This window comes from Brevundimonas sp. (assembly GCF_031082345.1).
In the GTDB taxonomy this organism is placed as follows: Bacteria; Pseudomonadota; Alphaproteobacteria; order Caulobacterales; family Caulobacteraceae; genus Brevundimonas.
In genome coordinates this window covers 1-11,796 of sequence record NZ_JAVHLH010000067.1, presented here as the reverse complement: position 1 = coordinate 11,796, position 11,796 = coordinate 1, and the positions used below count along the sequence as shown (strand labels likewise).

The 11,796-nt window shown below is 70.8% G+C and carries 9 protein-coding genes; 1 reads left to right on the top strand and 8 read right to left on the bottom strand.

The genetic code is table 11. The features are described from left to right. From tsaB to RDU12_RS06305, 8 genes are all read right to left on the bottom strand, one after another. Window positions 1-539 (bottom strand): tRNA (adenosine(37)-N6)-threonylcarbamoyltransferase complex dimerization subunit type 1 TsaB (tsaB, locus tag RDU12_RS06340; RefSeq protein ID WP_308684294.1); only part of this gene is annotated, 539 nt, incomplete at its 3' end. A 25-nt stretch (window positions 540-564) separates the two neighbouring features. Beyond that, window positions 565-954 (bottom strand): helix-turn-helix transcriptional regulator, encoded by a 390-nt coding sequence (locus RDU12_RS06335; RefSeq protein WP_308684293.1) that lies wholly within the window; start codon window positions 952-954, stop codon window positions 565-567. Between the two features lie 70 nt (window positions 955-1,024). Next, window positions 1,025-1,603, bottom strand: a complete 579-nt coding sequence (locus RDU12_RS06330) for a helix-turn-helix transcriptional regulator (RefSeq protein ID WP_300293064.1) — start codon at window positions 1,601-1,603, stop codon at window positions 1,025-1,027. Window positions 1,604-1,732: 129 nt separating this feature from the next. Beyond that, window positions 1,733-2,290 (bottom strand): NifU family protein, encoded by a 558-nt coding sequence (locus RDU12_RS06325; RefSeq protein WP_300293063.1) that lies wholly within the window; start codon window positions 2,288-2,290, stop codon window positions 1,733-1,735. Window positions 2,291-2,490: 200 nt separating this feature from the next. Then, complete coding sequence (locus RDU12_RS06320) at window positions 2,491-2,955, bottom strand: universal stress protein (protein WP_308684292.1); 465 nt, start codon at window positions 2,953-2,955, stop codon at window positions 2,491-2,493. Window positions 2,956-3,032: 77 nt separating this feature from the next. Beyond that, window positions 3,033-7,898 (bottom strand): NAD-glutamate dehydrogenase, encoded by a 4,866-nt coding sequence (locus RDU12_RS06315; protein ID WP_300291055.1) that lies wholly within the window; start codon window positions 7,896-7,898, stop codon window positions 3,033-3,035. 197 nt (window positions 7,899-8,095) lie between these two features. Further along, window positions 8,096-8,929, bottom strand: a complete 834-nt coding sequence (locus RDU12_RS06310) for an outer membrane beta-barrel protein (protein ID WP_308684291.1) — start codon at window positions 8,927-8,929, stop codon at window positions 8,096-8,098. Between the two features lie 318 nt (window positions 8,930-9,247). Then, complete coding sequence (locus RDU12_RS06305) at window positions 9,248-10,378, bottom strand: AI-2E family transporter (protein WP_308684290.1); 1,131 nt, start codon at window positions 10,376-10,378, stop codon at window positions 9,248-9,250. Between the two features lie 94 nt (window positions 10,379-10,472). On the opposite strand from RDU12_RS06305, the gene RDU12_RS06300 reads away from it, so the two are divergent. Next, window positions 10,473-11,796 (top strand): helicase HerA-like domain-containing protein (locus RDU12_RS06300; RefSeq protein ID WP_308684289.1); only part of this gene is annotated, 1,324 nt, incomplete at its 3' end.

The following is an 11,796-nucleotide window of genomic DNA, read 5'->3' as shown; positions in this document are numbered from 1 at the left end:
CTGCTGGCCTCCAATCCGCTGGTGCAGGTCCCGTCCCCGGCGATCAGGCCGGCCCCCGAGCCGACCAGCCGGGCGCCCGGACCCAGGTCGCCCACCCGCGCCCTCGCCGTCTCGATCGACAGGGCCTCGGCCGGGCCGTCCGGGACGCCGTCCCGCCAGAACCGGGCGTAGACCTGCCCTCGCCGCGCGTCGATCAGGGCCGCGAGCGGCCCGTCCCCGCCGACCGACGCGGCGAGGCCGTCGAGGGTCGAAATCCCCACCACCGGAAGGCCCAGCGCCGCCCCCAGCCCCTGGGCGAAGGCCAGCCCGACCCGCAGGCCGGTGAACGATCCGGGGCCCCGGGTGACGCCGATCCGGTCGAGTCCCCCGAAGCCGCCCGCCTCGGCCACGGCGTCCCGCGCCATGCCGGCCAGTCGCTCCTGATGCCCCTTGGTCATGACCTCCGAGCGCAGGCCCAACGGCCGCGCCACACCGCCCTCGACCGCGAACACCCCGGCGCTGCACAGACCCAGCGCCGTATCGATGACCAACACCCTCATGACGCCGCCCCCGCGACACGCGCCGTCAGTCGTCCCGCGCCAGCGCCCGCGCCACCCGCGCCAGGGCCTTGCGCACCTCGCGGTCCTCGATCAGCGGCCAGGCGGCGGCGACGGCCCGGCCGTCCGGCGTCGCGGTGATGTTCCGCAAGGCGTCCCAGCCGCTGTCGACCGGCCCGCGCGCCGTCTCCACCGGCGGAAAGAAGGCCTCGACCGAGGTCGCCAGCACCGTCGCCACCCGATGCAGCCGCGAGGCCGAGATGCGATTCTGGCCGGTCTCGTATTTCTGCACCTGCTGGAAGCTGATCCCGAGCTGCTGCGCCAGGGCCGTCTGCGACAGGCCCAGCGCCGATCGACGCAGGCTGATCCTCGCCCCCACGAAGGCGTCCACCTTCTCCGGTCCCCCGATCCGGGCCATGGCCCCGCTCCCTCTGTCCACGACGGAACAGTTTCATGGAAACGGATTCGTTGCAATCAATTCGTTTCATCTACACATCCAGCCGGGCTGTGACCGCCGAGACCTGCCGCGTGGCGGACCGCTCGATCCGTTCCTCGCCGGCCATTCCGCGCACCACCAGCGCCTCTGCGTCGCCGTGCTCATACAGGCGCACCCGCACCTCGCCGTCGGCCATCTCGATGACGCAGCCCTGGCCCCGGCGCGGCCAGCGGCCCGGCTCGTACTCCAGCACCACGCCGGAGGCGGCCCACGGCGCCAGGTCGTCGTTGGAGAGCTGCAGACGGCGCGTCGCGGCGGCGGGCGGGGGGCCGGCGAAGGAGCGGGCCCGGCTTTCCAGTCCCCGGGCGCCGGACTCCTCCGGAAGCGCGGACGGCGCGCCCAGTTTCAACGCCAGCGCCTCGGGCGAGGCCCCGAGCGCCGCGGTCAGTCGCCGCTGCACATCGGGCCGGAACAGGCCCGATCGCTTGCCGGATTCATAGAGGCCCCAGCCCTGGCTGGTCATGCCGACCCGCTCGCCGGCCTCGGCCTGGCTGAGCCCCGCCTCGCGGCGCAGGGCGGCGAGCGCCTCGCCGAGACGCCGGGCGTCGCTGTCGCTTTCGAACCGGGGCATGGAGGGATGATGGCGCCGTCGCCCCGCGGAAGCGAGGACGGATTTGTTTCAGCACCGCACTATGGGCGAAAGGGCCGGACCCGCGCTCAAGCAGCGAGCGACCGCGTCGCGAGCGTTAGCGCCCCTTGCTTACAGCACCTGCTCGACCCGGGTCACTTCCGGCACATAGTGTTTCATCATCTGCTCGACGCCCGCCTTCAGCGTCGCCGACGAGGACGGGCAGCCGGCGCAGGCGCCGCGCATGCGCAGGGTCAGCACCCCGGTCTCGAGATCGAAGCCGTCGAACAGGATGTCGCCGCCGTCCTGGGCCACGGCCGGGCGGATGCGGCTGTCCAGCAGCTGTTTGATCTCGGCCACGATCTCGCTGTCCTCGCCCTCGGAGACGGCGCTATCGGCCGCGCCCTCGCGCATCAGCGGCGCGCCCGAGACGAAATGATCCATGATCCCCGCCAGGATCGGGGCCTTCATCTGACTCCAGTCCGGTCCCGCCGGGTCGCGCGTCACCGAGACATAGTCCGAGCCGAAGAAGACGCCGGCGACGCCCTCCAGCTGGAACAGGGCCTCGGCCAGCGGCGAGACGGCGGCCTGGTCGATGGTCAGGAATTCCCGCGGCTCAGCCGAAACCTCGCGGCCCGGCAGGAATTTCAGCGCGTTCGGATTGGGCGTGGCTTCGGTCTGGATGAACATGACCGGTAAGTGCGCCCGGCGGGCGTCGCGTTCAAGACCCGGGACCTGTCTCCCTCCCCGTCCCGGGGAGGGATGTCGGCGCGGAAGCGACGACTGGGTGGGGGCGGCCCGCAAGGGCTGCGCCGCGGTCGATCAGCCGTCCCCACCCGGCTGTCGCTGCGCGCCAGCCACCCTCCCCGTCCCGGGGAGGGAGAACCGCCTCACGCCAGGTCCTCGATCTCCTTGTCGGTCAGCTCGCCCGGCACGATGGTGACCGGCAGCTTGCGGCCGGTGAAGGCCGCCCCCTGTTTGACCACCGCCGCCACCAGCGGTCCCGGCGCGGTCGAGCCCGCCGCCAGCACCAGGATCTTGATGTCAGGGTCCTCGCCGACGACCTTGCGGATGCAGGCCTGCGGCTCGCCGCGTTCGATCAGCAGCATCGGGGTCGCGCCGGAGCGTTCCGCCGCCTGGTCGGCCCAGGCGTTCAGCGTGGCCTCGGCCTCGGTCCGCGTCTGGCGCTCGATCTCCTCGCGCACGCCGGCCCAGTGGGCGTCCGACGCCGCCGGCGGAATGATCCGCAGCATGACCACGCGCCCGCCGGTCGAGCGCGCCCGCCGCGCCGCATAGAGCAGCGCCGCCTCGAACTCCGGACTGTCGTCCACGACGACCAGGAATTTACGCGGCATCGGCAGCCCTCTTCCACACCCGGCACGCTAGCAGATCAACCGCCCCGGCGCATAATGCGCCCGGCCGGCGCGCCTCGTCAGCCTGCTGACGAAGCGATCTCCCGGATGACGCTGTTGGCGATCGTCAGTTTGGCGAAGGTCCAGCCCGAGCCCGAGGCCTCGATCTCGTCGACCGAGGCGCGCACGCCCTCGACGGTCGCCTGACGCGGCCCGATCCAGCGGTCGACCGCCTTCTCCGCCGACAGCTCGGTGGCGCCGACCGAGGCGTCCGTCGAACGCGCCACGGCCCGGGTCAGGGCGAGCTGCTCGTTCATCAGGTCCTCGATCATCCGGCGCACCGCCAGCCGGTCGAAATGGTCCGCCGAGGGCACCGCCCCCGCCGCGGCCCGCAACCGGTCGAAGTCGAAGGCCGCGCCGACCTGGTGGTACAGGGTCGCCATGGCCGGCTCGGGCCAGTTCGCCTCCCGCGCCAGGTCGCCGATGTCCGCCGTGGCCACCAGCGGCCGCAGCATGGCCAGGTCGCGGGCGATGTCCGCGGGCGCGCCGTAACTGGTGAAGGCTTCGATGCGGGCCTCCAGCCGGGCCTGCTCGAACCGCGACAGCACCGCCCCTCCGGCGGCGCGCAGGGTGTCGGCCGCCGGGCGGTAGGCGGCGATCAGACCGTCGACCGACGCGCCCGCGCGGGTCGCGCGGCGGGCCAGCCAGAAGGTCTGGCGGCGCAGCACCGTCGCGATCTCGCGGTAGAGGGCGATCTGGGCGTCCGCCGGGACCTTGAGATCGAGCGCCGAGACCTCGTCCCAGGCCTGGTCGAGCCGGAACACCTGCCGCGCCGCCTCGAAGGCGATGACCAGGGCAGAGGTGTCGCACTGGGCCGACAGCCGCAGCCGCTCCGGGAAGGTCGGGCCGCACATGTTGACGATGTCGTTGCCCAGCACCGTCGAGATGATCTCGCGCTTCAGCCGATGCCGCTCCATGTCCGCCTCGAATTTGGCGAGCGGCTCGGGGAAGTAGCGCACGAGGGTGCGGTGGAAGAACGGATCGTCGGGCGCGTCGGAAGCGACCACGTCGTCGAACAGCTCGATCTTGGAATAGGCGGTCAGCACGGCCAGCTCCGGCCGGGTCAGCGCCTGCCCCGCCGCCTTCATCTCGGCCAGCTTGAGGTCGTCGGGCAGCCCCTCGACCTTGCGGTCCAACTTACCCTTGCCGCCGAGCCACTGCATGAAGCGCTGCTGGGAATCCAGCGCTTCGGCGCCGTCCGCCTCCTGCAGGCTGAGGGCCAGGGTCTGGTCGTAATTGTGGACCAGCACCTTCAGCCCGACCTCCTCGGTCATCGAGGCCAGCAGGGCGTTGCGGTCCTTCGCCTTCAGCGCGCCCGAGGCGATCGCCGCCCCGGTCAGGATCTTGATGTTGACCTCGTGGTCCGAGGAATCGACCCCGGCCGAGTTGTCGATGGCGTCGGTGTTGATGCGGCCCCCGTTCCGGGCAAAGGCGATGCGACCGGCCTGGGTCATGCCCAGGTTGGCGCCCTCGCCGATGACCAGGGCCCGGACCTCGCCGCCGTCGACGCGGATGGCGTCATTGGCCTTGTCGCCGACCTGGGCGTCGGTCTCGTGCGGCGCCTTCACATAGGTGCCGATGCCGCCGAAATAGAGCAGTTCGGCCGGCGCCTTCATGATGGCCTTCATCAGCGCCGCCGGATCCAGCCTGTCCTCGGCGATGTCGAGCGCCGCCTTGATCTCGGGGCTCAGCTCGATCGACTTGGCCGAGCGCGGGAAGACCCCGCCGCCCTTCGAGATCTTCTTCGCGTCATAGTCCTGCCAGGACGAGCGCGGCAGTTCGAACAGCCGCTGGCGCTCGACCCAGCTCGTGGCCGGATCGGGCGTCGGATCGATGAAGATGTCGCGGTGGTCGAAGGCGGCGACCAGTTTGATGGCCTTCGACAGCAGCATGCCGTTGCCGAACACGTCGCCGCTCATGTCGCCGACCCCGACCACGGTGAAGGGCTCGGTCTGGATGTCCTTGCCCATCTCGCGGAAGTGGCGCTTGACCGCCTCCCACGCGCCGCGGGCGGTGATGCCCATCTCCTTGTGGTCGTAGCCGACCGATCCGCCGCTGGCGAAGGCGTCGTCGAGCCAGAAGCCGTAATCGGCCGAAATGCCGTTGGCGATGTCCGAGAAGGTCGCCGTGCCCTTGTCGGCGGCCACGACCAGATAGGGGTCGTCGCCCTCCCACAGCACCACCCCGGCGGGGTGCGCCACCGAGCCGTCGGCCAGGATGTTGTCGGTGATGTCGAGCAGGCCGGACAGGAAGGTCCGGTAGGCCCGGATCGCCTCGGCCTGCTGGGCGTCGCGGTCGCCGCCGGCGCGGACGATGGCGGGCAGGCCTTTCGGGTAGAAGCCGCCCTTGGAGCCGACCGGCACAATGACGGCGTTCTTGACCTGCTGTGCCTTGACCAGCCCCAGCACCTCGGTGCGGAAGTCGTCGCGGCGGTCCGACCAGCGCAGGCCGCCGCGCGCCACCGGGCCGAAGCGCAGGTGCACGCCCTCGATGTGCGGCGCCCAGACGAAAATCTCGCGGAACGGCTTGGGCAGCGGCACGTCGTCCAGCTCGCGCGAGGCGATCTTGATCGAGATGTGCGACTTGGGCTCGCCGTCGGGCCCGGTCTGGAAATAGTTGGTCCGCTTGATCGCCTGGATCAGCAGGGCCATCCGCCGCAGGGCCCGATCGTGGTCGAGGCTCTTCACGTCGCGCAACAGGGCGATCAGCTTGTCGCACTGCTCCGCCACCACCGCCTCGCGGGCCGCGACGTCGCCGCCGACGGCCGGATCGAATTTGGCGTGGAACAGCGACAGCAGGCCCCGGGCCACGGCGGGATAGTCGCGCAGCGCCTCTTCCTGCACCGCCTGGCTCGGATCCAGCCCGGTCTGCTGACGGTAGCGCGCCAGGGTGCGGACCAGCGCCGCCTCGCGCCATTCCACCCCCAGTTCGACCACCAGCCGGTTGAAGCCGTCGCTCTCGGTGCGGCCGGTCCAGACCGCCGCGAACGCCGCCTCGAACGGCTCGCGCACGTCGTCGAAATGCAGGTCGCCCCCGCGCGGGTCCTCAAGCAGGAATTCGTGGACATGGATCTCCGGCCCGCCCAGCGGCGCGAGCGAGTGGCCCCACTCTTCCAGCGTCTTCAGCCCCATGTCGGCGAGGATCGGCAGGACGTCCGACAACGGCACCGCCGCGCCCCGGCGATAGAGCTTGAAGCGGAAATTCAGCGGCCCGTCGCGCTCGGCGCGGAAGGCCCGCACGGCCACCGGATCGCCGCCGTCGTTCAGGCCCGAGGCGTTCAGCCGGTCGGCCGCCTGCAGGTCGCGCACGGCCTCGTCGGCGTCATAGCGGTCGCGATAGCCGGCCCCGAAGGCCCAGGCCCAGCGGGCGCTGAGCGGTCCGACCTGGACGTCGTCGACGTCGGCGGCGCGCAGGGCGGTCTCGAACCGGTCGACCCAGCTGCGCCCGGCCTCGGCGATCTCGGCGTCGAGCTCGGCCGGATCCGGACACGGATGATCGCCCGGCGTGACCCCGATGATATAGTGGATGCGCACCAGCGGCTGGTCCGACAGCTGCGGATACCAGGCCGACAGCCGCCCGCCCCAGGCATTGGCCAGGATGCGGCCGATCCGTTCCCGGACGGCCGGATTGAAGCGCTCGCGCGGGATGAAGGTCAGCACCGAGACGAAGCGGTCGAACGGGTCCTTGCGGGTGAAGCTCTTGATCCGCGGCCGGTCGTGCAGGTGCAGGATGCCCAGCGCGATCTCCAGCAGCTCGTCCTCGCCGATCTGGAAGAGTTCGTCGCGCGGATAGTTCTCGAGGATGTTCTTCAGCCGCTTGTGGCTGTGCGACCCGGCGGCCTTGTCGGCCCGGGCCAGGGCGTTGGCCACCTTGCGGCGCAGCAGCGGCACCTCATTGGCGGTCTTGTCATAGGCCTCGGCCGTGAACAGGCCGACGAAGCGGGTCTCGCCCGACGGCTTGCCGTCCGACCCGAACCGCTTGACCCCGATGTAGTCCATATAGGCCCGGCGGTGCACCCGCGAGCGGGCGTTGGCCTTGGCCACGGTCACCGGCTCGGACAGGTTCAGCTGCTTCTTCATCGACCGGGTCAGGACGGCCGGCTCATTGGCGCGGCGCAGCACGGTCCGTTCCGGATCGGCCAGCACGCCCAGCCCGTCTCCGGACTGCGACAGCGGGGCCTCGGCCTCGTAGCCGCCGTCCTTCGTCCGCGGATAGTCGTAGTCCCGGGCCCCGAGGAAGACGAAATGGTCCGCCTCCAGCCAACGCAGGAAGGCCAGGTTCTCGGCCAGGACGTCCGGGTCGACCCCGGGCGGGCCGGCTTCCAGATGGGCGATCGAGCGGGCCATCAGGGCGTTCATCGCGGCATGGTCCGAGACCGCCGCGCGCACGTCGGCCATGGTCGCGGCCAGGCTCTCGCCGAGGGCGTCGCGCCGCTCCTGCGGGGCCGGATCGATGACCACGACGATCAGCGAGGTGCGGACGCCCTCCATCTCCACGATCGGGTGGAACATCGAGCGCACCGTGACCCCGGCCTCGGCCAGCTCGCCCATGACGCTGTCGACGAGGAAGGGCCGGTCGTCCTGGATGATGGCGATGGCGTCGTAGCCCGCCGACCGGCCGTCGACGCCGGTCACCGGGCCAAGAGTGATCAGGGCGGCGTCGCCCGGGGTGCGCCCCGCCGCCGACTTCCACACCGAGGCCAGCAGGTGGGCCAGGTCGGCCCCGCCCAGTTCGGGCGTCTCGTCGGCGACATAGTCGTCGTGGGCCTGGGCCAGGTAGGAGCGGGCCGCGTCGCTCCAGGCGCCACCGACCGCGGATACGAAACTCGCCTCCAGCGCCTCCAGGGTGATCGCCTGAGGGAGCGAGGGGGCGGAGGCGCCGGGCATGAAGGGCTCTCTTGCGGAACGCGGCCGCTGACCGGCCGCCGAGGACGTCAGACTAGGCCGCTTCGCCGCTTCGGCAAGCCGTCCGCCCGACCCGGCTCCACTAGGGCAGGCCGGCGCCGGCGGGAAGCCCCAAAACGACGAAAGCCGGCCCCTTCCGGGACCGGCCTCGCCAGACGCATCGGGCGTGTCGCCGCGACCTAGAAGCGGACGTTCATGCCCAGCCGCAAGGCGTGGGTCTTGAACGAGTCGTTCGAGCGGATCATGTCCGTCCCCGTCGTGTTCGGGGCCAGGATGAACGGGTTGGCGGCCGGCGTCGTCCCGTTGCCGGCGACGCGGATGTTGTAATCCCCCGTCTCGAGATCCGAATAGAGATACTCGGCCGTCACGGTCAGGCTGGGGGCCAGACGCCATTCCACGCCGCCGCCGAACTGGTAGCCGTCGGCGTCGTCCTCGTCCGCGGTCACCGTGAAGCTGTTGGCGGCGTTGTCGGTGGCGAACTTGTTTTCGATCTTGCCGTAGGCGGCGCCGCCCGTGGCGTAGATCAGGGCCGGTCCGGCCACATAGCCGACGCGGGCGCGCAGGGCGGCCGTGTGCTCGAGATTGCGGGTGAAGCTGTAATAGGCCGGGGTGGTGCTGAAGCCGGTGACGCTGTCCTCGACGTCCGTTCCGGCCAGTTCGCCGACCGCGCCGACGACCCAGCGGCCGAACTGCATGTCATAGCCGACGCGAACGCCGCCCTCGACGCCCGCGCCGTCGCGGTCGCAAGGGACCGGGCCGCCGCTGGCCTGGTCGCCGCAGTAGCCGGGGCCGAAAGCGTCGGCGCCGCCGGCGGTCGTGACCGTATCGTTATAGGAACCGTCGAGGTCGCGATCGAACCGCAGGGTTTCGTTCTTGTCGTCCCGCGGCTGAACGAAGCCGCCGAACACGCCGATGTAGGGGCCGGACCAGTCGGGGGCGGTCTGGGCCAGGGCGGGCGCGGCGACGCCGGTCAGCAGCAGCGCCGCGGAGGCGGCGGAGAAAATCTTCAACATGCAGATGGTGTCCTTCGGATGAGCCCCCTCCTCCGGCCGCTCCAACGAAGCGCCCGGCGGGCTGTTCCTGATCGGACGCTGATATGTGGCCTTCCGGCCACTCAGCTCGAAACATGTGATGTTTTCGCACCGGGCGAGCCGGCGGCGGCCGGAAACGACAAGGCCGCCGGACTTTCATCCGGCGGCCTGTTCGGACCGGCGCCCAGGAGGGGGAGGGGTGGCGCCGATCTCGGCGCCGCGGCCTTGGGGGGAGGGGAGCCGCGGCGACAGGGCTGAGATAGGCGCCGGTTGTGGCCAATCAAGGGCGATGAAACGGCCTCAACGGTCCTTCGGCTGCGGCGGGTTGACGCGGCGTTGCGCCGACGGTTTCTCGGCCTCCGCGTCGGCATAGGGCTCGCCGTCTCCGGACAGCAGGATGGCCATCCAGCGCGAGCCCTTGAACTCGGCCAGGATGGCCATGGCCATGACCGCCAGCGGGGTCGACAGGAACATGCCGACCACCCCCCAGACCTTGCCCCAGAAGGCCAGCGACAACAGCACCACCACCGGGTCGATATTCTGGTTGTCGCCCTGCATGCGCGGCTGGATCAGATTGCCGCTGATGAACAGGATGATCTGCAGGCCGATCAGCAGGATGGCCGCCGGCCAGTAGCTCTCGAACTGCACCAGGGCGAACAGCGGCGGGACCAGGCCGGCCACGGCCCCGCCCAGCACCGGGATGAAGCCGACGATGAAGATGACGAAGGTCCAGAACTCGGCGTTCTGCAGTCCGACGGCGCGCATCAGAATCCAGGCCGCCGCGCAGATCAGTACGCCCGTCACCGTCTGCACCCACAGATAACCCTCGACGCCGCCGCGGACCCTGTGGAACACCTCCAGCGCCTCGCCGCGCGCGGTGCGGTCGGGGAACATGCCGACCAGCTTGCGCCTGAACCCGGCCTGGGAGGCCAGCAGGAAGGCGAGGTAGATCATCACGAACACGGACCCGGTGACCACGCCCTGGGCCTGTTTCGCGAATACGGCCAGATAGCTGCGGATATCCAGCTGGGCGACCAGCTCCGAGGCCGTCGGCGCGGCTTCCACCCCGAACAACAGCGAGACGTCGCGGATGATCTGGTCCAGCCGGGGGCCGATGCCGGCGGTCACGCCCGAGGCTTCGTCGAAGAAGTTCAACGCGCCGTTGGCGATGATGGCGATCGAGGCGAAGAAGCCGAGGATGACGACGATCAGGGCCGCGGCCCCGGCCAGGTGCGACGGGACCGGCGTCCGCTCCTCGATGAACCGCTTCAGCCCGTCGATCATGATCAGCAGGAAGATGGCCATGGCCAGCGGCGTCAGGATGTCCGCCAGCCAGTAGACCGCCGCCCCGCTCGCGACCACGGCGACCGCCACCAGCGCGTTGCGGGCCACGGTCGATGTCGGCAGGCTGATCGGTGATCTCATCGGCATATGGTCAAGGTCCCCGGCGTCGGCGTCAATCGGCCTTGAACCGTCAAGCCGGCCGGTAGAGCATGAGCGCCGATCCTGTTCAGGAGTTCCCCCCATGACTGACGGCGCCGATCCCGCCCCCGGCCTGTTCCTCGGCCAGTCCCCGACGGACGACGGCGGGCAGGCCGAAGTCCTGCTGCTGCACCGCGCCAACCGCCACGGCGTGGTCGCCGGCGCCACCGGCACGGGCAAGACCGTGACCCTGCAGATCATGGCCCAGGGCTTCTCCGACGCCGGGGTGCCGGTGTTCTGCGCCGACGTGAAGGGCGACCTGTCGGGCATCTGCGTGCCGGGCTCGCCCAATGACAAGCTGCTGGCCCGGGCGGCGGGCATGGGGCTGACGCTGCAGCCGAAGGCGGCGCCGACCGTGTTCTGGGACCTGTACGGCGAGAAGGGTCATCCGATCCGCACCACGGTCAGCGAGATCGGCCCCCTGCTGCTCGGCCGCATGCTCAACCTCAACGACGTCCAGGAGGGCGTGCTGTCGGTGGTCTTCCACGTCGCCGACAAGGAAGGCCTGCTGCTGCTCGATCTCGACGACCTGCGCGCCCTGCTGGCCCATGTCGGCGAGAACGCCGAGCGCATCGGCCGCGAGGTCGGTCATGTCGCCCCCGCCTCCATCGCCGCCATCCAGCGCTCGCTGCTCCAGCTCGAGCAGCAGGGCGGCAAGGCCTTCTTCGGCGAGCCGGCCCTGCGGCTGGAGGACATGATGCGCACCGGCCTGGACGGCCGCGGCCAGGTCAATGTGCTGGACGCCACCCGGCTGATGTCCAGCCCGCGCCTCTACGCCGCCTTCCTGCTGTGGCTGCTGTCGGAACTGTTCGAACAGCTGCCCGAGGTCGGCGACCCCGACAAACCCCGCCTCGTCTTCTTCTTCGACGAGGCCCATCTGCTGTTCACCGACGCCCCCGACGCCCTGCGCGAAAAGGTCGAGCAGGTGGTGCGGCTGATTCGCTCCAAGGGGGTCGGGGTCTATTTCGTCACCCAGAACCCGGCCGACATCCCCGACAGCGTCCTGGCCCAGCTCGGCAACCGCATCCAGCATGCGTTGCGCGCCTACACCCCGACCGAGCAGCGCGGTCTGAAGGCGGCTTCGGACAGCTTCCGCCCCAACCCCGCCTTCGACACCGCCGAGGCCATCCAGTCGCTCGGCGTCGGCGAGGCTCTGGTCTCGACCCTCGACGAAAAGGGCGCGCCCAAAGTGGTCGCCCGCACCATGATCCGTCCGCCCGACAGCCGTCTCGGCCCCGCCACCGACGCCGAGCGCGCCGCCGTCATGGCCGCCAGCCCGGTGCGCGGCCTCTACGACACGGCCGTCGACCGCGAATCCGCCGAGGAAATCCTCGCCGCCCGCCGGGGCGAGGCCGACCAGGCCGCCG

Coding starts and splice junctions, on each gene's coding strand:
- RDU12_RS06335 (WP_308684293.1), bottom strand. CDS start 954: ATGGCCCGGATCGGGGGACCGGAGAAGGTGGACGCCTTCGTGGGGGCG.
- RDU12_RS06315 (WP_300291055.1), bottom strand. CDS start 7,898: ATGCCCGGCGCCTCCGCCCCCTCGCTCCCTCAGGCGATCACCCTGGAG.
- RDU12_RS06305 (WP_308684290.1), bottom strand. CDS start 10,378: ATGCCGATGAGATCACCGATCAGCCTGCCGACATCGACCGTGGCCCGC.
- RDU12_RS06325 (WP_300293063.1), bottom strand. CDS start 2,290: ATGTTCATCCAGACCGAAGCCACGCCCAATCCGAACGCGCTGAAATTC.
- RDU12_RS06320 (WP_308684292.1), bottom strand. CDS start 2,955: ATGCCGCGTAAATTCCTGGTCGTCGTGGACGACAGTCCGGAGTTCGAG.
- RDU12_RS06310 (WP_308684291.1), bottom strand. CDS start 8,929: ATGTTGAAGATTTTCTCCGCCGCCTCCGCGGCGCTGCTGCTGACCGGC.
- RDU12_RS06330 (WP_300293064.1), bottom strand. CDS start 1,603: ATGCCCCGGTTCGAAAGCGACAGCGACGCCCGGCGTCTCGGCGAGGCG.